This is a genomic window from Methylocystis sp., assembly GCF_051062815.1.
Classification (GTDB): Bacteria; Pseudomonadota; Alphaproteobacteria; order Rhizobiales; family Beijerinckiaceae; genus Methylocystis.
Window position 1 is genome coordinate 75,265 of sequence record NZ_JBPFDU010000059.1, and the last position, 21,885, is coordinate 97,149.

15 protein-coding genes are annotated in these 21,885 nt (G+C 64.4%); 7 read left to right on the top strand and 8 right to left on the bottom strand.

What is annotated here, in order from left to right; all coding sequences use genetic code 11:
• Nucleotides 1-55: 55 nt before the first annotated feature.
• Both ACR65W_RS09145 and ACR65W_RS09150 read right to left on the bottom strand, forming a co-directional pair.
• Nucleotides 56-1,315, bottom strand: coding sequence for a L,D-transpeptidase family protein (locus ACR65W_RS09145; protein ID WP_434499058.1), 1,260 nt, complete (start codon nt 1,313-1,315; stop codon nt 56-58).
• A gap of 156 nt (nt 1,316-1,471) precedes the next feature.
• Complete coding sequence (locus tag ACR65W_RS09150) at nt 1,472-2,437, bottom strand: acetyl-CoA carboxylase carboxyltransferase subunit alpha (RefSeq protein WP_434499057.1); 966 nt, start codon at nt 2,435-2,437, stop codon at nt 1,472-1,474.
• 173 nt (nt 2,438-2,610) lie between these two features.
• Here ACR65W_RS09150 and ACR65W_RS09155 point away from each other — a divergent pair, with 173 nt between their 5' ends.
• Entirely contained in the window at nt 2,611-3,492 is an 882-nt protein-coding gene (locus ACR65W_RS09155; protein WP_434502576.1) for an alpha/beta fold hydrolase, read from the top strand.
• Nucleotides 3,493-3,623: 131 nt separating this feature from the next.
• On the opposite strand, the gene ACR65W_RS09160 is transcribed toward ACR65W_RS09155, so the two are convergent.
• Genes ACR65W_RS09160 through ACR65W_RS09170 form a run of 3 tightly spaced genes read right to left on the bottom strand, consistent with a single transcriptional unit; the run spans nt 3,624 to nt 9,307 of the window.
• Entirely contained in the window at nt 3,624-4,982 is a 1,359-nt protein-coding gene (locus ACR65W_RS09160) for a TolC family protein (protein WP_434502578.1), read from the bottom strand.
• Nucleotides 4,979-8,125, bottom strand: a complete 3,147-nt coding sequence (locus ACR65W_RS09165) for an efflux RND transporter permease subunit (RefSeq protein WP_434502580.1) — start codon at nt 8,123-8,125, stop codon at nt 4,979-4,981. Before ACR65W_RS09165 ends, ACR65W_RS09160 begins: the two co-directional genes overlap by 4 nt.
• Nucleotides 8,126-8,134: 9 nt before the next feature.
• Entirely contained in the window at nt 8,135-9,307 is a 1,173-nt protein-coding gene (locus ACR65W_RS09170; protein ID WP_434502582.1) for an efflux RND transporter periplasmic adaptor subunit, read from the bottom strand.
• 306 nt (nt 9,308-9,613) lie between these two features.
• Between ACR65W_RS09170 and pepN the strand changes: the two genes are divergently transcribed.
• From pepN to ACR65W_RS09200, 6 genes are all read left to right on the top strand, one after another.
• On the top strand, nt 9,614-12,250 hold the full coding sequence (pepN, locus tag ACR65W_RS09175; RefSeq protein WP_434502584.1) for an aminopeptidase N: 2,637 nt from the start codon (nt 9,614-9,616) through the stop codon (nt 12,248-12,250).
• Between the two features lie 135 nt (nt 12,251-12,385).
• A complete protein-coding gene (locus tag ACR65W_RS09180; protein ID WP_434502586.1) occupies nt 12,386-14,686 on the top strand; it encodes a PAS domain-containing sensor histidine kinase in 2,301 nt (766 codons plus the stop codon).
• Nucleotides 14,687-14,862: 176 nt separating this feature from the next.
• Nucleotides 14,863-15,414 (top strand): hypothetical protein, encoded by a 552-nt coding sequence (locus ACR65W_RS09185; protein ID WP_434502588.1) that lies wholly within the window; start codon nt 14,863-14,865, stop codon nt 15,412-15,414.
• The gene (locus ACR65W_RS09190) at nt 15,407-16,588 is read left to right on the top strand and encodes an HlyD family secretion protein (protein WP_434502590.1); all 1,182 of its coding nucleotides are present in this window, start codon (nt 15,407-15,409) and stop codon (nt 16,586-16,588) included. The genes ACR65W_RS09185 and ACR65W_RS09190 overlap by 8 nt, the downstream gene beginning before the upstream one ends.
• Nucleotides 16,578-17,603 (top strand): hypothetical protein, encoded by a 1,026-nt coding sequence (locus ACR65W_RS09195; protein ID WP_434502592.1) that lies wholly within the window; start codon nt 16,578-16,580, stop codon nt 17,601-17,603. Before ACR65W_RS09190 ends, ACR65W_RS09195 begins: the two co-directional genes overlap by 11 nt.
• 20 nt (nt 17,604-17,623) lie before the next feature.
• Nucleotides 17,624-18,829, top strand: coding sequence for a patatin-like phospholipase family protein (locus ACR65W_RS09200; RefSeq protein WP_434502594.1), 1,206 nt, complete (start codon nt 17,624-17,626; stop codon nt 18,827-18,829).
• A 135-nt stretch (nt 18,830-18,964) separates the two neighbouring features.
• On the opposite strand, the gene ACR65W_RS09205 is transcribed toward ACR65W_RS09200, so the two are convergent.
• From ACR65W_RS09205 to ACR65W_RS09215, 3 genes are all read right to left on the bottom strand, one after another.
• A complete protein-coding gene (locus ACR65W_RS09205; RefSeq protein WP_434502596.1) occupies nt 18,965-19,600 on the bottom strand; it encodes a peptidoglycan-binding domain-containing protein in 636 nt (211 codons plus the stop codon).
• Nucleotides 19,601-19,755: 155 nt separating this feature from the next.
• Nucleotides 19,756-20,757: a PEP-CTERM sorting domain-containing protein gene (locus tag ACR65W_RS09210; RefSeq protein ID WP_434502598.1), complete on the bottom strand. Its 1,002-nt coding sequence runs from the start codon at nt 20,755-20,757 to the stop codon at nt 19,756-19,758.
• A 544-nt stretch (nt 20,758-21,301) separates the two neighbouring features.
• On the bottom strand, nt 21,302-21,885 hold a 584-nt coding region (locus ACR65W_RS09215; protein WP_434502600.1), incomplete at its 5' end, for an NAD(P)/FAD-dependent oxidoreductase.

A 21,885-nucleotide genomic window follows, 5' to 3' on the forward strand; every position in this document is an offset into this window, starting at 1 on the left:
AAAAGAAAGCCGCGCCTGGGCGCGGCTTTGAGTTTGCTCGAAGGATCCGAGGGTCTTAAAAAGATCTGGACGAATGAGCGGCCGCGGATTTCCTGACGCCAATAGAGGCCGGCGGCGTCGGAATATCTCCCGCCAACGCGTCCCTGCTGGAACGCACCAATTTTTTTACGCTGTTGGTGGGGCTTGGATCCGAGGCGGCGAGCGCGGAGAGGTCGCGGTGGCCGCTGCGCATCGGCGCCAATGCGATGACGCGGGTCTGCCGGCTTTCGGCAGCAGCCTTCGCCGCGGCCAAGGTCACGACCGGCGATTTGGCGGCGACCTTGGCGGCAGCCGACCCAGCGCCTCGGTTCGGCTTCTCGTCGAGGGCGATTTCGGTCGGCGGAATGATCGTCTCCGGGCGGCTGACCTCTGGAACCCGCGACGCAAAGGCCGGGTGCTGGCCGCCGTCCTGATAAACGATCCGCACCGGCTTCACGCCGCTTTGCGCGAGTTGGGCGATCTTGGCGTCATCCTGCGCGCTCTTCTGGGCCACCGCCTGGGCGATCTCCGGATCCTGTTTGAGCGGCGGACAGGCGGCGTCCGGATCGAGATTGGCCGCGCCGGCCGCGTTGAACACGTAACGTCGGTTGCAGAAGGCGACCTGCGGCTCCTGCAAGGTCACCTCGAAATGATCGGAGCCTTCCTTGAGCTGCTTCCAGAAGTCGAAGTTGGGATCGAGACGATGCTTGGCGAGATTTTCCGCCGTCATCTTGAAGGGGAAGGATTGCATCTGGATCGCGCGTTGACCGCCGGCGAGCGACGAGCGGGCGATCGCGTAGATTTCGGCGATCTGCTTATCGGTCATGGAGAAGCAGCCGGCCGACGAGCAGGCGCCGTGCACCATGATGTCGCCGCCGGTGTGGCCAAGGGCGCGGTCGAGCGCGTTCGGATAGCCGACGTTGAACGACAGATAATAGCTAGAGTTCGGATTCATCTGCGCCGGGCCGATGGCGTAAAAGCCTTCGGGCACTTGGCGGTCGCCCTGACGACGCTTGGGTCCGAGCTGACCCGACCACCGGCACATCGGAAACGTCTTCAGATGGACGTAACGACCATCGGACCGCATCTTCCAGATTTCGAGCTCCGCCTCCTTTTTATAGGCGCGGATCAGCATCGGCGCTTCCTTGGTCGTGCCGGCCTGCTCCATCAGCGCGACAGTCTCGGAGGGGATCGGCGCAAGCGAGCGATGCGCCAGACCGCTCTGCTCGCAGGCCGAGAGCGCAAAAGCGGCCAGGACGGCAAGCCCCAGCGCCGGCGCTATGCCTCGAGTCTTCATAGTGTCCCCTCTGGCGGGCGCAGTCGCCTCGCGAAGGTCTCGGAAGCGAGCCGCCGCGCCTGATCAGGAAAAACAAATAATGGGACGAGAACGTGTCCAAATCAGTGGAGAATCGCGCGCCTACGCGGTTTTAGGGCCAATCTTCTGGAATTTACGTTAACGCTTCTCTTCAAGTTTCCGGCCCATGGCCAAAAACTTGTCGGCGCGGAATTGTCTCAGCTGTTCGCGCGACAAATTCGCCAGGCCGGCAAGTTCCTTGGCGAGCGCCTCTCCGACTGCGCCAATGGCCGCCTGAGGATCGCGATGGGCGCCGCCCGGCGGCTCCGTCACAATCAGGTCGATGATGCCGAACTTTAGGAGATCCTGCGCTGTGATTTTCATGCTCGTCGCCGCCTCTTGCGCCTTGGCGGAGTCGCGCCACAGGATCGAGGCCGAGGCTTCGGGCGACGCGACGGTGTAGACCGAGTGCTCAAGCATCAGCACTTTGTTGGCGGCGGCGATCGCGATCGCGCCGCCAGACCCGCCCTCGCCCACCACCACCGCGACATTGGGCACGCCGAGCATGAGCGATACGTCGGTGGAGCGGGCGATCGCTTCGGCCTGCCCGCGCTCTTCGGCGTCGATGCCCGGAAAAGCGCCAGCCGTATCGACAAGCGAGACCACCGGCAAACCGAACCGGTCGGCGAGCTCCATCAGGCGGACCGCCTTGCGATAGCCTTCCGGCCGCGCCATGCCGAAATTGTGATGAAGACGACTCGACGTATCCGAGCCCTTCTCCTGGCCGATGACGCAGATCGGCTCGCCGCGGAATCGCCCAAAACCGCCGACGATCGCGAAGTCCTCGCCGAACAGCCGGTCTCCGGCGAGCGGCGTGAACTCGTCGAAAAGCTGCCGCACATAGTCAGAAAAATGTGGCCGCTGCGGGTGCCGCGCCACCTGGATCTTTTGCCAGGGCGTCAGGCCGGCGTAGAGATCCGCGAGCGCCTTCGCGGCTTTGGCTTGGAGCTTGCTGAGCTCCTCGCCGATCGACACGGCCTCTCCGTTTTCGGCCAGCGCGCGCAGTTCGTCGACCTTGGTTTCGAGTTCTGCGACAGGCTTTTCGAAGTCGAGATAGGAGCGCATTGAGGCGGCGTTTTCCTTTAGGCGAGGGACGCCTCGCGGGCGCGGGCAAACTCGCCGCAACCGGCTTTGAAGTCAAGGAACACAAAGCGCCAGCGGCGCGGTTGCGAATCTCGATTTAGAGCTTCAATGTCGCTGTCGATCGGGCAGGTTTCATATGCGGGAATGGTCGTTCCATGGCGTCTGCGCAAGAACCGTTTAGCCGCTACATTCACGCGGCCGACGGGCTCCGCTTGCATTATTTCGACTATCCCGCGCCGCCGGGCGGCGGCGGGGGTCTGCTCCCGGTTGTTTGCCTGCCGGGGCTCGCCCGCTCGGCCGATGATTTCGACCGCATCGCCAGGACCCTGCAAGCCGACGGCCGGAGGATTCTTGCCCTCGACTATCGTGGACGCGGCCGATCCGACTGGGATCAGGACTGGCGACGCTATGACTTCAACGTCGAGCATGCCGACATCATGGCTCAACTTGCCGACGCTGGCGTCGCGCAAGCGGTGTTCATCGGCACTTCACGCGGCGGTCTTCACACAATGCGCATCGCGGCGCGCCGGCCCGGCGTCGTGCGCGGCGCGGTGCTCAACGACATCGGACCGAAGATCGAACATGCCGGCCTGCTCCGCATTAAGCGCTACGTCGGCAAGCTGCCGCCCATTCCGTCTATGCGCGAAGCGATCGCGCTGATGCGAATGACCGCCGGCGTCAATTTTTCAGGCGTCTCGCCGCAGGAGTGGGAGGATTATGCGCGGCTTACCTTCGTCGAGAAGGACGGGAAAGTTCTGCTGCGCTACGATCCGGAATTGTCGCATACGCTCGACTCTGTCCTGCCCGACGTTGCGCCAAAGGAACATTGGGACGACTTCGCCGCGCTGTCGGATATTCCGATTCTCGCCATTCGCGGCGCAAATTCCGACATTCTCTCGCCCGAAGTCTTTGACGAGATGGCCCGGCGCGCACCGCGCCTCGAGCGGGCCTGGGTCGAAGGCCAGGGCCATGCGCCGCTGCTGCTCGATCAGCCGACGATTTCGCGCATCGTGGACTTCGTGCGCCAATGTCCATAAATCGCGCACAGCAGATCGCTAGGGCAGGTTCCGAAAAAGTTGACAGACTTTTTCGATGAGAACCTGCTCCAACATTTTGATTTTGAGCGATTCCTTATCGATCACATGATTCCATGTGATCGGGAAGCGCTCTAAGGGGCGTAGCCTTGCGCTTGATTGAGCCGCGAGATCGCGACGCCGACATTGATCTCGGCGTTCGCCTCCATGCGCTGCGCCTCGAGTTGAATCTGGCGCACGCGGTAAAGATCGAAGGCGCTGATCTCGCCAAGTTTGAAGGCTTTGCGCGACAGTTCGAACTGGTCGTTGGCGACGGTAAGACGGCTGTTGGCCAGTTTCGCCGCGCGTTGCGCCGCCGCCAGCGATGCGTGCGCCGCCTTGATCTCGGCGAGCACGACGAGCTTCGCGCGCTCATATTCAGCGGTGGCGCGATCCATTTCTGCGAGCGCCTCGGCGCGTCTCGGCTCATTTCGGCCGGCGGTCGGGAGCGGAATGCGGATGCGCACGCCAACTGTCGTCGCATCGGTGCGTTGGTCGGAAATTTGCTGCGATGGGTCGGTCGAATATTGATCGTTATGTTCCTGGCGACCAAAAATTCCGATCTCCGGACTGGGGATCGGCGTCGCGTCGACAAGCTCCGCCTGCGCTCTGGCGCGCGCAAGCGCTGCGACGGGCGCGCGCAGCGCAGGATGCTCCTCGATGTCGATCGGCGGCCGCACGGACTCAAGCTTCCCATCCGGCTGCGCGCCGCCGGTCAGGCCCGCGTAGGTGGCGCGCGCCACCTTTACCGCGCCCTCCGACTGCGCCAGCTCCGTTTCAGCGGCGAGCGTTTCATTCTTCGCAAGCAGCGCATCGGTCTGGGCGGCGTCGCCAAGCTCCACGCGGCGAGTCATATCGGCGCCGATGTCGCGCGCGGTGGCGACGCGATTGCGCGCGACGGAGACTTCGCGCGCCGCGCGCTGCGCGGTCCACCACGCGTCGCGCAAAACGCCGGCGACTTCTAAGCGACGAAGCGCCAGCCGCTCTTCAACCTCGACGAGACCGGTGGTCACCGTGCCCGCGAAGGCGTCCCGCTGCCCGGGCAGCCACAAGGGCATGCCAACCTCAAGTTCGGTTTCATTGAAGTTGCGTAAATTGCCGGCGGCCGAGTTTCGCTGCAAGCCCTCGACATAGGGCGAACCGGGGGTGATCGAATTGGCCGTCGCGTAGCGCGCCGATATGGCGCGAAACTGCGCCTCGAGCGAACGGCTCTGCGCATCAACCAAGACGGCCATCTCAAGATGTTTCGCCAACACGCCGCCGCTTCGCCTGGTCGGCGCCCGAACACGGGCTTTCTTGCGCGATGTCCCAGGCGGTTTCTTGGGCGCAGCTTTGACAGACGCTTTGATCTGCATCTCCGCCGGCTCGCCCTGCTCCTGTGCAAAGACTCCCGTCTCGAAAGGCAAAGCGAACGCAAACAAGAAAAAGGCCGTGTAGACCGCGCCCATCCTCATGCGCGAGCGTCCTCGCGCGCACGCATTGGCGCGGGTTGCCGCTTCGCGCGCGCGCGGAACTTCTGACGAATGACCAAGCCGAGATTGGCGGTGCGATCGTAAAGAATCGGCAGCAGGATCAAGGTCAGCACCGTGGCCGAGATCAACCCTCCGATGACGACGATGGCGAGCGGGCGCTGGATCTCGGCGCCGGGCCCATGCGCGAACAGGAACGGGATCAAGCCGAAGGCCGCGATGGTGGCGGTGAGCATAACGGGCCGCATGCGCCGACGCGCGCCCTCTAACACCGCTTCGCGCGTGCTGCGCGTGCCTTCAGCCACAAGCTTGTTGATGTAGGAGATGAGCACGACGCCATTGAGAACCGCGATTCCGATAAGCGCGATAAAGCCGACCGACGAGGGCACGGACATGAATTCTCCCGAAAGCCACAGGCCCAAAATGCCGCCGATCGCCGCGAAAGGCACATTGCAGAACACCAGCGTCGCCTGCAGCACCGAGTTGAAGGTTAAATAAAGCAAGAGAAAAATCAGCGCCAGCGCGATCGGCACGACGATCGCGAGTCGGGCCGAAGCGCGTTGCTGGTTTTCGAACTGGCCGCCCCATTGATAGCGATATCCCGGCGGCGTTTTTACGTTTTTGGCGACGGCTTTCTTGGCTTCGTCGACGAATCCGACAAGATCGCGTCCCGTCACGTTGGCGAGGACGGTGGCGAAGCGACGGCCTTCCTCGCGAATGATCTGGATCGGCCCGTTTTCCACGCGCACGTCGGCGAGTTGCGACAGTTCGACGACTTTGCCTTCCGACGACACCATCGGCAGCCGCGCGAAATCGACGGACGAGCGGCGCGAGGTCTCCGAGCCGCGGATGACGAGCGGCGTGCGGATCGGCCCTTCCAGCACGATGCCGACCGGCTGACCGTCGACCCACACGCGCAGCGCGTCCTGAATCTCGCCGGCGTTGAGGCCAAAGCGCCCGGCAGCCAGCCGATCGACGCGCGCCGTCAGATAGCGCATGCCGTCGTTCTGCAGACCGAAAACGTCGCGCGACCCCTTGATCTTGCGCAATGTCGCGGCAACCTCGCGGGTGAGGCGGTTGAGTTCGTCGATATCGTCGCCAAATATCTTGACGACGACGTCGCCGCGGGCGCCGATGATCATTTCCTGCACGCGCATGTCGATCGGCTGCGAAAAGGCGTAGGAAATGCCGGGCATGCTGTCGAGAACGGCGCGAATCTCGCCCATCAGCCAATCTATATCCTTGCCGCGCCATTCGCTTTTCGGCGCCAGCGTCAGGAAATTGTCGGTGTCGTTGAGGCCGACGGGATCGATGCCGAGCTCGTCGGCGCCGGCCCGGGCCATCATTCCCTTGACTTCCGGCACGCGCTCCATGATTGCCCGCTGAATGCGCATGTCGGTCTCCGCGGCCATATTGACGCTGATCGTCGGATGTTTGCGGATGGTGATGACGGGCGTGCCCTCGTTCATTACCGGCATAAAGGTCTGGCCGATGCCCGCATAGGCGGTGAAAGCGACGACGAGGCCGATGATAGCGGCGGCGCCGACAATTAAGGGCTTATCGAGCGAGCGTCTGAGCAGCGGCTCGTAAATCCCGGCGAGCTTGCGCACCAGCCAGGGCTCGTCGGCATGGCCGGGTTTCAACAATGTCGCGCTCAGCGCCGGAACGACGGTGAGCGACAGCACGAGCGCCGATCCGAGCGCGAAGGCGATGGTCAGCGCCACCGGCGCGAACAGACGACCTTCGAGCCCTTCGAGAGACAGCAGCGGCAGAAACACGGTGACGATGATGACCACGCCAGACGTGAGCGGGACGGCGACCTCGCGAGTCGCCTCAAGCGTCATGAAGATGCGATCGGAAAGACTGACGTCATGCGCATGCGCCATGCGATGTTCGACGTTCTCCACGACGACGACAGCGCAGTCGACCAAAAGTCCGATGGCGATCGCGAGACCGCCGAGCGACATGATATTCGCCGAGAGTCCCCACCAGCGCATGATGCCGAACGTCGCGAGCGCGGCGAGCGGCAAAATGACCGACACGACGATCGCGGCGCGAAGATCGCCAAGGAACAAGACGAGCAGGATGACGACAAGGACGATCGCCTCGATCAGCACTTTCTGAACGGTCCAGACCGCTTTGCCGATCAATTCGCTGCGATCGTAGAAGATTTCGATCTTGGCGCCTTTCGGCAGCGTCGGCTCGATTTCGGCCAGCCGATGCTTCACGCCGCTGACGACCATGCTCGCGTCGGCGCCGCGCAGACCCAGAACGAGCCCCCACACCGCCTCGCCTTCGCCGTTGCGCACAACGACGCCATTGCGCGGCAACGCGCCATTGCGCACCTCGGCGACGTCGCCGACGCGGACAATGCCGGTGTCCCGCGCGGCAATGACGACGGACCGTATCTCCTCAAGCGATCGCAAGCGGCCTTCGGCGCGCACGAGCAACGCTTCCTCGCCATCGCGCACGCGCCCCGCGCCGTCGTTCTTATTGTTGTTGGAAAGCGCCGATTGGAGCATCTCCACGGTGACGCCGCGAGACGCCATGGCGGCGGGGAACGGCGCCACTTCGAAGGTGCGCACGAAGCCGCCGAGCACGTTGAGGTCGGCGACGCCTGGCAAACCACGGATCGCCGGGCGTATCGTCCAATCGAGCAGCGTGCGTTGCTCGGTCGGCGTGAGGTCGCCGCCGACGATGGTGAACATCAGCATCTCGCCGAGTGGCGTAACGATCGGCGCGAGGCCGCCGGAGACGCCGTCCGGCAATTGGCTCTGCGCCTGCGCGAGACGCTCGTTCACCTGCGCGCGCGCCCAGTAAATGTCGGTCCCTTCCGAAAATTCGAAGGTGATCAGCGTCACCGAATAACGCGTCATCGAGCGCATGCGGACGAGGCTGGGAATGCCTTTCGCCGCGAGCTCGATCGGCACGGTGACGCGCGCCTCCAACTCCTCTGGCGTGAGGCCCGGCGCGCGCATGGCGACCATCACCTGCACCGGCGCGACGTCCGGAAATGCGTCGATCGGCAGTTTGAAATAGCTGACCGCCCCCCACGCGGCGATGCCGAGCGCGCCAAGAAAGACGAGCAGCCGCTGCTGGAGCGCGACACGGATCAGTCTTTCAAGCATTGCGTATTGTCACCTTTCGGCGTTGGCGAGTTCCGCCAGCAAGGTCAGCAGACCGCGGGTCGCAACGCGCTCGCCTGCCTTGAGCGCGCCCTGGACGGACGCGGACTGCGGCGTCTCGGAAAGTAGCGTCACCGGGGTCGCGACAAAGCCTTCCGGCGAGCGCACGAACACCCAATTGTGATTTTTGAAGTTCACCAGAGCGTCGGCGGAAACGCGCCACTGGGAAGCGTCGCCGCCCTTAAGGCGCAGGATCGCCTGAACCGCTTGGCCAGGGCGCAGCGGACTCGATCCAGTCCGAAACTCGGCGACGGCCGTAACCGACTGCGTCGCCGCGTCCACGGTGCGGCCGATGCGAATAAGTCTGCCGTCGATGCCCGCCAGAGGCAAATGCACGCGGTCGACGTTGTCGAGGGCCGCGGCGCGGCCAAGGGGCACCTGCAGATTGACCCAAATGGGGTCGAGCCGCGCAATGGTGATGAGCGGCGCCGACGCCTGCACGCGCTCTCCGGTCGTTCCGTGCCGCTGCAGGACGGTGCCTGTAACCGGCGCGCGCACGACAAGCGAGCTTGCGAGCCTGCGCTCGCGCTTCAGCGTCTCGATCTCCTTATCCGTCATGCCCGCCAGCGACAGAATTTGCCCGCGCTCATCCAGCGCCGAACGCGCCTGAGTCGCCTCGGCGCGCGTGACGATCAATCGCCGCTCGGCGATGATGTGCTCCTTGAACAGTTGTTCGTCGCGCCGCAGCTTCTCGGCCGCGAGATTCGCCTCCGAGACAGCGTGCAGGAAGGCGCGCTGGGCCTCGATGAGTTCTGACGACTTCAGCGTCGCGATCGGCGCGCCTTGTTTGACATCCTCGTCGATTGCGACGAGCAGAGTCTCGACGAGACCGGCGGCGGGGGCGGCAACAATGAGGAGCTGTTGTGGCGGCACGGCGACGACGCCCGGCACGACGAGCTCGCCCATGCCCGACTCCCGCTCAATGGGCTGAGTCTCGACGCCGGCGACGCGCATCTGATCTTCGCTGATTTTAACGAGGATCGGCTGCAGGTTCTGTGTCTCGGCAGGGGCGCCTAGCGCTGTTGGAGCGCTGAAGGTCAGAAGGCCGCCGCCGAGAATGAAAAAGCCCGAGAGAATGCAAAGGCCAAAGAAAGGAGCAAGCGCCCGCCGCATGTGAGTGATCATGAACCTTCGCTTTACAGGCCGTCCGCCTGCCTTCCGCTGTCGAGGGCAGCGGGACGCGTTCCAGAGGCGAAGCGGCGCACGCTGAAGTGACGCGCGCAACAGCGGCCGCCGCATTCCTACGGCGCCGCGATGGCGCTCATCTTGCCCGGATGCGGCGACAGGCTCAAGGCAATTCGGCCCTTCGCCGGAGATTTTCCAGAAAAAATAGATTGCGCGTCCGTGTTTTCGGCCGCTCCGACCGTCGCAAATGAGCGCGCAGGTTCTATAATTATCGAAGAAACCGTCACCCTGGCCCTGAGGAGCGAAATGCGTCATCCTTCGACCGCCGCCATTCGGCTCGCCGATTACCGCCCAGCCGATTTCGCGATCGATTCTGTCGAACTCGATTTCAGCCTGCATCCCACCAAGACCCGCGTCTCCGCGCGACTGGCGCTGCGCCGCAATCCAGCCGGGGATTCTTCTGCGCCCCTCGTGCTCGACGGCGACGAGTTGATGCTGCTGGGCGTGAAGCTCGACGGCCGGACGCTCGGGCCCGGCGAATATGAAGCGACGCAGGATCGCCTTACTCTCGCCAAAGTTCCTGACGCGCCTTTCACTCTGGAAATCGACACGGAGCTCAATCCGAGCGGCAATACGCAGCTTTCCGGGCTCTATCGCTCCGGCTCGGCCTATTGCACGCAGTGCGAGGCGGAAGGCTTTCGCCGCATCACCTATTTCCTGGACCGGCCCGACGTGCTCAGCGTCTATACGACGCGCATCGAAGCCGAGAAAAGCGAAGCGCCGATCCTGCTGTCGAACGGCAATCCGGTCGCGCATGGCGATGTTGCAGGATCCAATCGCCACTACGCCCTCTGGCGCGATCCGTTCCCAAAGCCCTCTTATCTGTTCGCGCTCGTGGGCGGCGATTTGGGCGTTGTGCGCGACGACTTCACGACAATGTCGGGTCGTGTCGTCGAACTGGCCATCTACGTCGAACATGGCAAGGAATCGCGCGCGGCCTATGCGATGGACGCGCTGAAGCGCTCGATGCGCTGGGACGAAGAGAAATTCGGCCGCGAATATGATCTCGACGTGTTCAACATCGTCGCCGTTTCCGACTTCAACATGGGCGCGATGGAGAACAAGGGCCTCAACATCTTCAACGACAAATATGTGCTCGCCTCGCCCGACACCGCGACCGACGGCGATTACGCCGGCATCGAAGGAGTCATCGCGCACGAATATTTCCACAATTGGACCGGCAACCGCATCACCTGCCGCGACTGGTTCCAGCTTTGCCTCAAGGAAGGGCTGACGGTTTTCCGCGACCAGGAATTTTCGGCCGATATGCGCTCGCGCGCGGTGGAGCGCATCGGCGACGTGCGCGGCCTGCGCCTCGCGCAATTTCCCGAAGACGCAGGTCCGCTCGCGCATCCCGTGCGTCCGGACGTCTATCAAGAAATCAACAATTTCTACACATCGACCGTTTACGAGAAAGGCGCTGAAATCATCCGCATGCTGCGGACGCTTATCGGCGACGACAACTTCCGCCGCGGCATGGATCTCTATTTCGAACGCTTCGACGGGACGGCCGCGACGATCGAAGATTTCCTCTCCTGCTTCGCCGCCGCGTCCGGCCGCGACCTGACGCATTTTGCGCTTTGGTACAGTCAGGCGGGAACGCCTGTGGTGACGACGTCAGGCGACTACGATCCCGCCGCCCGGACGTTTGCCTTGAAGCTGTGTCAGCAAACGCCCCCAACGCCGGGTCAAAGCGACAAGCAGCCGGTCGTGATCCCGCTGGCGCTGGCGCTCTTTGGCGAGAACGGGCAAAAGCTCGATCTCGTCAGCGAAGACGCGGCGCCGACTGAACTTGCCCGTGGTTTGATCGAACTCGACCGCGCCGAGCGCGTCATCCGTTTCCGCGAGATTCCCTCACGGCCCGTGGTCTCGCTGCTGCGCGGCTTTTCCGCGCCTGTGCGCCTTGAGCCCGCGCCGACGAGCGAGGATCTCGAACGTCTGCTCGCCTGTGACGACGATCCGTTCAATCGCTGGCAGGCGTCGCAAAGCCTCGCCCTGCGGGCGATCTTCGGTCGGCTCGAAACCGGCGCATTGGACGCCCGGGGACTGAGCGAAGCGCTGCGACTGCTGCTCGCCAGGGTCGAGGACGATCCCGCGTTGGCCGCACAGGCGCTGTCGCTGCCATCGGACATCGACCTTGCGCGCGAAAAGGGGAGCGACGTCGACCCGGATCAGCTCTTTGAGGCGCGCATGGCGTTGCGCGCGGAGATCGGCAGGTCGCTCGGCCCAGAGCTCGACGCGATCCACGCGCGCTTTTCCGCCGCTGGCGCCTTTACGCCCGACGCCGCCAGCGCGGGACGCCGCGCTTTGCGCAACGTGGCGCTCGATCTTCTGGCCGCAGGCGACGCTGAAAAAGGGCGATCGCTGGCCACGGCGCAGTTCGAAACGGCCGGCAATATGACCGACAAGCTCGCCGCGCTCGCCACATTGGCGCTTCTCGGCGGCCATGCGCGCGAGGAGGCCTTCGCCCGGTTCTACGCACAATATGCCGGAGACGCGCTCGTCATCGACAAATGGTTCTCGCTGCAGGCGATGATTCCGGAAGAGGCGACCACACAGCGCGTCTTGGGTCTGATGACGCATCGGGAATTTTCGATGAGCAACCCCAACCGCGTACGCGCTTTGATCGGCGCCTTCGCGAACGGCAATCTCACGCGCTTTCATGCGCTCGACGGGTCAGGATATGATTTGCTGACGACCGTGGTTCTCGAAGTCGATCCGAAGAATCCCCAGGTGTCCGCACGGCTTCTCTCGGCGTTGCGGTCCTGGCGCACGATGGAGTCGCGGCGCCGCGACCTCATTGAAGCCCGGCTCAAGCATATCGTCGCGCAGGAAAATCTCTCGGCGGACCTGCGCGACATCGCCACGCGGGCGCTTGGCTGAGGCGCTCGGCTGAGGCGCCCAAAAAAGAGTCGTTAACGTCGCGTTAAGATCTGGACAATCGCGCGTCGAGAGATTCGAATGAAGGTGATTCGCTCGTAAGCCGCGTTCGCATCACATTCATTTTGGAGGCTATCGATGGCGCGCGCTCCCGCTGCCCGCGTGAAGACTCACGCCCATACCGTGTGGGGAGCGTACCGGTTCGATGAGAACGGCGCAAAGCGGCCAAAGGACTTCTCCTGGCTGCGCCCCTTGGCGTTCGCCGCCTGCGCGGTGTGCCTCGTCTCTCTCGCCGCCTTTGTCGTATCGCTGACCAGCGCGATGCAGGATCGACTGGTCGAGCAGGCCATCGACGATCTCGACCTTTTCGTGCGCGCCGTGTCGCAGGACCTGCGCGACAAAATCAAGACCGACGCGCAAAAGCCGTTCGGCGCGCCGCTCGATCAGCTCGTGCCGCAAGGCGCGCTCGCGCGAGGGCGACGCGTTCTGGTGACGGACGAGCGCGGCCGCGTCGCCGCCGCCTTTCCGCCGATTCCATCGAAAGACCTCACGCTGTCGCAAGCCATCGGCGCCGAAGACGCGCTCGTCGACTTCGCCGACAACGCCGGCGTCTTGCGCGTCACTTTGCCCGATGGCGTTCCCGCGCTCGTGAGCGTCAGGAAGCTGCCGACGCCCTTCGGCCAGGTGGCGATGATTTATCCCGTCGACAATGTGCTCGGCGAATGGCGCGTGATCGCGTCCCGCTATGCGCTGCTGTTCGCCTGCACCACGCTGCTGCTGCTCGTCATCGTCCTCGCCTATTTCCGCCAGAGTTGGCGTCGTCAGGAAGTCGAACGCGCCAATACGCTGATCCGCAGGCGCCTCGAGGCGGCGCTTTCGCGCGGCCGGTGCGGCCTTTGGGAATGGGACATTGCGCGCGGCCGGATCTACTGGTCGGACTCCATGTATGAAATGTTGGGGCTGCCGGCCGAGCGCCGCTCGCTCTCCTATGCCGAATTGAGCGCGCTGCTGCACCCCGACGACGGCGACTTCCAGACGATGGCCGACATGGTCGCGAGCGCACGGACGAATAGCGTCGATCACGAGTTTCGGCTGAAGAACGCCACGGGCGAATGGATCTGGCTGCGCGCGCGAGCGCAGATTGTCGAAGATGGTCGGGAAGCCGGCAAACATCTTATTGGAATCGCAATCGACGTTTCGGAGCAACGCGCGCTCGCCGAACAAACCGAGATGGCCAATTTGCGCCTGCGCGACGCGATCGACGCCATTTCCGAAGCCTTCGTGCTGTGGGACTCCAAAAACCGTCTCGTGACCTGCAATTCGAAATTTCTCTCCCTGCATGGCCTTTCGCTGGAAGCCGCATCCGCCGGAGCGAACTATCGGCAGATCATGAGCTGCGCCATCGCGCCGCTGATCCGCACCCAGGTCGCCTCGCCCGACGGACCTTCGCCGGACGCCCGCACCTACGAGGCGCAGCTCATCGACGGGCGCTGGCTTCAGATCAACGAACGCCGCACCAAGGATGGCGGCTATGTTTCCGTGGGCGCCGATATTACGGCGCTCAAGCGCAACGAGGAAAAGCTGCGTGAATCGGAGCGCCGCCTCACCGCGAGCGTCGCCGATCTGACCCGCTCGCGACAGACGCTGGAGATGCAGGCGCAGCAGCTCGCGATTCTCGCCGAGCAGTATCATCACCAAAAGGCCGAGGCGGAAGCCGCCTATGTGGCGAAATCGGAATTCCTCGCCAATATGAGCCACGAGCTGCGCACGCCGCTGAACGCCGTCATCGGCTTTTCCGAGATCATGCGCGACGAGCTGCTGGGACCCCTTGGCGACAAGCGCTACAGCCAGTACGCCCGCGACATCCACGGCTCCGGCGCGCATCTCCTGGAGATCATCAACGACATTCTCGATCTGTCGAAGATCGAGGCGGGCAAGCACGATCTGGTGGAGGAGACCGTCGAGCTTCCCGCCGTGGTCAAGAGCTGCCTGATCCTGCTGGGTGAGCGGGCGCACAGCGCAGGCGTCACGCTGGTTCAGCGTCTGCCGAACGGCCTGCCGTCGCTCCGCGCGGATTCGCGCAAGGTGAAGCAGATCCTGCTCAATCTGCTGACCAACGCGGTGAAGTTCACCCGCTCCGGCGGCAGCGTCACGGTGATCGCGGAGCGTCGCGCGTCGGGCGACATCGCCTTTGCCGTCACCGATACCGGAATCGGCATCGACCCCGAGGATTTCGAGCGGGTGATGGCGCCCTTCGGCCAGGTCGACAGCGGGCTGGGGCGCAAATACGAAGGCACCGGCCTCGGCCTGCCGCTGGCCCGCGCCTTTGCCGAACTGCATGGCGGCACCCTGGAGCTCGACAGCATCCCCGGCGAAGGGACGACCGTTACGGTCGCCCTCCCCAAGGAACGGGTGATCGACCGCGACCTGGCCGCCTGAGGTCGCCCCAGCCAAGCCCTCTCGCGGGAACGCACCGATGCGCGATGGCCCCTTCTCTGGTTCTGGGAAAATGGTATGATTAAAGGCCGACCATTGGCGACGACCGTCCCGGGAACGACGGGCGATCCAGGGAAACCGGCGGGAAGCTGGCGCGTATCGCGCTCAAGGGGGCCTGGGTGTCTCAAGCGACCGTTGCGGCTGGTCCAGGGGCGGCGCCTCCGACTGGCCGACTGATCACCGGCGCAGCGATTCTCGCTGTCGGCCTGTCGTCCAAGATCATCGGCCCCCTCTTGATCGTCAATACGGACCTGCCGGCCGAGACCAAGGCAGTGCTCTCGGCGGTCGTGTTCTTCGGCATGTCGAAGCTGTGCCTGCTTGCCGTCATCATGGTGCTGGGCAAGCCCGGGTTCGCCTACCTCAAGACGAAGATAGTCGGCTTTCTCGGCACGACCTTCGGCCGCTTCGCCCCGGCGAAAGAGGTCAGCCGCATTCGCTACCGGATCGGGCTGGTCATGTTCATGCTGCCGCTCGCGCTGGGCGTGGTGATGCCGTATGTCGAACGGCTGTCGCCCTGGGTCGACAGGCTGGACCGCCCGATCGACTGGGTCTGGGACATCGTGTTCATCGCCAGCTTCTTCGTCCTTGGCGGCGATTTCTGGGACAAGCTGCGCTCCCTCTTCATTCACGGAGCCAAGGTCAAGTTTCCCGACCGGGTCGCCAATGTCTGACCCGCGGGCCCTCGACCGCTCCGAACCGGAGCCGGAAGCAGAACCGTTTCCCGCCGCCGGAGCGCCCGATCAGTCGGGCTCATCGGCAAAGACATCGGAGGCGTCACGCAAGAGCGACCCGGTCCGCCGCTGGACGCTGATCGTCCTCGGGCTGTGCATCCTGATCTTCTTCTACACCATGGTCGCCGACCGGCTGACGCCCTATACGCCCCAGGCGGTCGTCCAGGCCTATGTGGTCGGCGTGGCGCCAGAGGTATCGGGCCGGGTGATCGCGGTCGCCGTCGCCGACAACGAGCGGGTGGAGCCGGGGCAGCTCCTGTTCCGCATCGATCCGCAATCCTACGAGATTGCGGTGCGCCGGGCGGAAGCCCGGCTGGCCGCCGTCGGCCAGGGGCTCGGCGCCTCGACGGCCGGGGTGGCGGCGGCGGAGGCGAAGCTCGCCGAAGCCCGCGCCCAGCGCGACAACGTCGCCGAGCAGGCATGGCGCGTGCTCGAGCTGGTCAAGAAGGGCACCTACGCCGCGGCCCGCGGCGACCAGGCGAGCGCGCAGATCAAGGCGGCGGAGGCTGGGGTGCAGCAGGCCGCGGCCGAACTGGAGCGGGCGCGGCAGGATCTGGGGCCGGCGGGCGAAGACAATCCGCAGATGCGCGAGGCGATCGCCGCGTTGCAGCAAGCGCAGCTCGATCTTCTGCGCACGGAGATTCAGGCGCCGGCGGTCGGGCGGGTGACCAATCTGCAGCTCACCATCGGACAATATGCGACGGCCGGCCAGCCGGTCCTCACCTTCCTCGACGCCCGCGATATCTGGCTCAACGCCGATTTGCGCGAGAACAGCCTGGAGCTGATTTCGCCCGGCGACCCGGCGGAGATCGTGTACGACGCGCTGCCCGGCCGCGTCTTCCCGGCGACGGTGGAAAGCATCGGCTGGGGCGTATCGCGCAGCGGACAGGCCGATTCCCAGGGCGATTTGCCGACGGTGCGCAACCAGAGCGGCTGGATCCGCGATCCGCAGCGCTTCACCGTGCGGCTGCGGCCGATCTTCGAGGAGCCGCCGACCGGCATTCGCTACAACTCCCAGGCCAATGTCATCGTCTATGCCGGCGATAATCCGATCGCGGGGGCGATCGGCTGGCTTTGGATCAGGTTGGTGAGCATCTTCACCTATGTCCTCTGATGCCGCCGCCGCAGTTTCACCCGCCATCGGTCTGACGACCGACGCCGACCTTGCCGTGCGGCGAATGGCCCTGCGGCTCGGCTTCGGCGTGACGTTGGGCTATCTGCTCGGCGGCCTCTGGGGCACGACGCTGTTCTTCATGCCGCCGCTGCTCGCGGCTCAGTTCCTCGCCACCATGCGCCAACCTCCGGGATGGCGCGACGCGGCGGGGCTGATCCTGGTGACGGTACTGTTCGCGGCGCTGACCCTGACCCTCGCCGGCGGCTTCGTTCGCGATCCCCTGGTCTATGTGCTGCTGCTCGGCCTCGTGCTTTTTCTCGGCTTCCTGCTGGACAGCGCCGGCAAGACGATGCCGGCCTCGCTGCTGCTGACCTTCGCGGCGGTGATTCCGCTCGCCGGGACCCAGTCCCTCGAGCTGGCGGTCGGCCTGGCCGGCGCCATCGTCGGCGCGCCCTTCATCGCCTTGCTGGCATGCTGGGTCATGTTCGCCATCTTTCCGGCGGTACCGCAGCCGGATTCCGGTTCGAGGATCGCCCGCCAGGCATCACCGAAAGCCGCGTTCGCCAACACGGCCGTCCTGCTGCCGCTGATCGTCTGGTGCATGGTCGGCGGGCGAATGAGCTTCGTGCTGCTGATCGTCAGCATCGCGATCATCCGGGCGGGGCGCGACGGCGGATCGCGCGCGGCGATAGGGCTGCTGCTCGGCAACGTTCTCGGCGGCATCGCCGCGACGATCGCCTATGGCGTCGTCTCCATGCAGCCATCGATCGTCTTCTTCCTCCTCGTCGTGCTCCTCGTCGGATTGACATTCGGCGCGCGCATCGCTGCCGGCGGCGTGCTCGCGCCGCTGTTCGGCGTCGCGCTGATGACCTTTCTCATTCTGCTGGGCGTCGGCGTTTCGCCGTTGCCGATCGAGTCGGGGGAGGCTTTCGGCACGCGCCTCCTCAGCGTGATGCTCGCGGGGCTCTACACGGTAGGGGCGCTCAGCCTGCTGCCGGGAGGTCGCCGAGCGTAACAGACAACGGAGATGTCGCGATGAAGTGGTCACAGCTCTTCAGGGTCGTCACGCGCTGCCTGCCTCTGGTCGCAATCATCTTCTCGGGGGCTGCCTGCGGATCTCTCACGCGCATCGATGCGGTGCCGGTCGCCGACGAAGAGCGTGCGATCGTGCCGGGCCTGCCGAACATCCGCTATTGGGCGGACGGCGATCCCGCCGCATTCATGACCGCCGCCGGCCATTCCCTCGAGCGGGAACAGGCCTATCTGGCGTCCACCGGACACCAGGGGCCGTTGCCGCCGGCATATTTCCTCGCTATTTCCGGCGGCGGCGAGAACGGCGCCTACGGCGCCGGCCTGCTGGTCGGCTGGACCAAGGCGGGCACGCGGCCGGTATTCAAGGGCGTGACCGGCGTCAGCACCGGCGCGCTCACCGCGCCCTTCGCATTTCTCGGCTCCGCCTATGACGACAAATTGAAGGAGGTCTATACGACGCTGACCGCCAAGGACGTGCTGCAGCCGCGCGGCTATCTCGCCGCCCTGTTCGACGACGCGATGGCCGACAATTCGCCGCTGCGCAAGACTGTCGCCAAGTACTTCGATCAGGCGATGCTCGACGCCATCGCCGCCGAGCACAAGAAGGGCCGCATCCTGGTGATCGGCACCACCAATCTCGACGCGCGCCGCCCGGTGATCTGGGACATCGGCGCCATCGCGGCCAGCGGCCATCCGCGCGCGCTCGAGCTGGTGCACGACGTGCTGGTCGCCTCGGCCGCCATTCCCGGCGCCTTCCCGCCGGTCATGATCGACGTTGAGATGGACGGTAAGCCCTACGAGGAGATGCATGTCGATGGCGGGGCCAGCGCCCAGGTGTTCCTCTATCCGCCGCAGCTCGATATCGCCAAGTCAGGCATAAAGCGCGACCGGGTGCTGTACGTCATCCGCAACGCGCGGCTCGATCCCGAGTGGGCGCAGGTGGAACGCCAGGTGATGAGCATCGCCGGCCGGGCGATCTCGTCGCTGATCCAGACCCAGGGCGTGGGCGATCTCTATCAGATTTATCTGACTACCCAGCGCGACGGCTTCGACTACAACCTGGCCTATATCCCGAAGACCTTCACCAGGACGCTGAAGGAACCGTTCGAAACGGCGTACATGCTCGAGCTGTTCGACCTCGGCCATGACCTCGCGGCGGCGGGATACAAGTGGGACAAGGCGCCGCCGGGTTTCACGCCGGCGGATTGACGGCGGGGAGCGGGCCTCACAGCGGCGCAGGGGCCAGCATCCTGCTGCCGCCGCCGATCACGGCTTATGCTTCGTCGGCAAGATTGCCGACGACACGTTGATATCCACACGCGCAGACGAACTTGTCGACGCCGCCTACTGGCCGTTCCCGAATACGGTCGCCGGCGCCTTCAGGAACAGCAGGTACAAAGTCTCCTGATCGGGCAGGCCGGTCTCCTCGATCTGCTCCGAGGCCTGGAACTTCCGTATCGCCGCGCGCGTGGCTTCATCGAATTTCCCATCCGCCGCGCCGTCGTAGAATCCGAAAGACTTGAGAGCCCCCTGCGCGCGCCGCAGGACGGTATCGTACACCGGCAGGCTTTTTCCCTCCGCCTCGATCACCACGATTTCCGATTCCTCGCGGAGACGTTGGGCATAAAGGGCCCCGGTCATTTCGCCCAGCGCCCGAACGAAGGATTGCTCCGGGTGTGCCTCGCAATATTGTGCCAGGAGGGTGGCCAGAAGATCCATGCCCTGCCAAGGCGCGATATCGACGGTGTCTTGATCGAGCTGGTTGAAGGCGGTCATGTAGCCCGCGGCCCAATCCATGAAGCGCAGCAGCTCCGTGCCCCCGGCGTTGCGCGCTTCGACGAACGCGTCGCAGCGATCTCCCCCCTGGCCCTGTATCGCGAACTGGCCCTCCGGTGAGGCAGCCATCGCCGCAACAGGCATGCCCGCGACGGTCAGCGCCAGGGCCATCCCGGGGAAAGCCAGCCGCGCCCTTACAAGCATGCTCGATGCTCCAAACCGGTCCCTGCGCGATGGTGGCGCGCAGCGCCACCCTGCTCGCGATCTTGCAGCCTCGTGCTCCCCCGACGCACAGGATGGGCGCTCCGCCAGGAGCGCCCATCATCTTCACTCAGCCGCCGGTGGTTCGCCCTTCGATACTATGCGGCGCTTCGGCGATACAGGTAAGCGGCCAACCCGGCCAGCCCGCCTAAAAGCAGCGTGAGGGAAGCAGGCTCGGGCACCGCCCCGTCACCGCCTCCACCGCCCTGTGTAATCTCGCCAAATACGGTGACGCCGAATAGCTGCGGGCCCAGCACGTCGAGATTCGTGTCGATTGTATCCAACAGCGCGCCGGTGGCGATGTCGAATTTGAAGAGATCGTTCGTGCCGAAGTCGCCGGCCCAGAACGATGTTCCGTCGGGATCGAGGTTCAAGGAGAAGAAATTGTTGTTCCCCGCCACGTCGTAGGTCTGGGTGGTGGCGCCTGTGCTGTCTAGCCGCTTGACGTTGACGCTGTCCGAGACGAGCAGGCCGCCGTCCCCTAGGAGCCGCAGGGCGAAGGCAGGCCGGTCGGCCAGAAGCGCGAAATCCGTCAGTTGCGTGTTCGTCGCCGTGTCGAATCGCTTAACCTGGAAGCCTTCCGACGTATAGACGAGCGTCCTCTGATCTGCGTCCAGATCGATCCAGTCGCTGCCGCGAGCCTCCGTGGCGACGTCGAAGGACGCGAGGAAGTTTCCAGCCGAATTGTACTTCAGGACCTCCGCGGTTCCGTCCGCGTGGCCGACATAGAAATTGCCGGCAGCGTCGAAGACGATCGATTCGGGTGCCACGACGCCCGGTGAATCCGCGCCGGTATTGACGAAGACCGAATTGATGAGGTTTCCGTTGTTGTCGAAGCGCGAAACCGATGCATCGCTGAAATTCGTGACATAGAGATTGCCGGCCTCGTCGAAGCCCATGCCGGTAGTGAAACCACCGCGGGTGGTGTCGAGAATTTCGAGGAAGTTGCCGGCCCCGTCGTAATGCGCCACGCGGCCGGTGCCAACAGCCGCGAAGACATGACCCTCCTCAAAGGGGACGGCAAGGGCCGCGCCCGACCAGGACACGGCTGCACAAAGCGCCAAAGCTGCAAATGTCTGATGCCATCGATCGGGTGTCATCTCGCCTCTCCCTGTGGGCGAGGGTCCATACCCCGGAGATCGTCACGGCGGCTCTGCGCCAGCCGACCTCATTTGCGTGAACTGCCTGTTCTCCGTGCCCGGTGAACCCTGCCGTTCAAATCGCTGCGCATCACCAAGATCGGAATGCCGTCGAGGACCTTGCCGCCACGCACCTAAGATTATGGAGCAAAAAACATGCCAGATGTGTGTTGTAAGCAAAATCAATGAGATAGAGATGCCCCATGGGGCAAGGAGACAATGAGTTGTAAGGAGTCTTTAGCACCTGAAACCAGGCGAAAGTGTTGCCGCCGGTCCGCCACGTCGAGAAATCCGCTCAGAGTCTCAATGAGTTATGATTTTTTGCTGAGCCGTGGCTGGCAACCACGAAGGGCTCAGCGATGTTCTTGAAGTGTAAGCGGTTCCGACATCTATAAAGGATGCGTATCCGCCACAACTCGACATCGCCAGCTCCGGCGTGAAACGCGACCGTGCTCTACGCCTATATCCCGAAGACCTTCCAGGGATTGACGGCGGGGAGCGGGCTTCACAGCGATGCGGAAGCCGGCGCTCCATTGCGGCCACGGCTCTTGCCCGCTCTCGCGGCGGCGCAAAGCTCGCGAAAGCCGGTCGCCGCGGGGTCCACGTCACCGAAACGGGTGGGGTCGAAGATGGCGCGATCGATCGTCGGATTTCTGCCGGCGATCAGCTCGGCCAGGGCAAAGCCGATCCCGCCCGACATGGCGATGCCGGAACCGCAGCATCCGCCGGCCACGAGCAGGTCTTCGACGGCGGGAATAGGCCCCAGCAGCAATTTTCCGTCCGGCGTGTACATGGAGAGGCCGACGATGTGGTGGGAGAAGCGCCACGCATCGAGGCTTGGAATGAGCGGACGCAGCAATGCGGCATGCTCCACCAGGAGGTCGGCATCTGCTGCCTCGTCATAGCGTAGCGCGGCCTCCATGGTCTCCGGCAAGCCGTAGGGGTCGTAGGTTTGGGAGCGAGGTTCCTGGAACCCCAGCACCATGCCGCCGACCTCCGGGCGGAAGTAGGTGCGCAGATCGGGCAACAGAACGTTCGGCCTCTCGGGCCCCCCCGTTCCATCCGGCGCGGTGATCCAGTAGTGGCTGC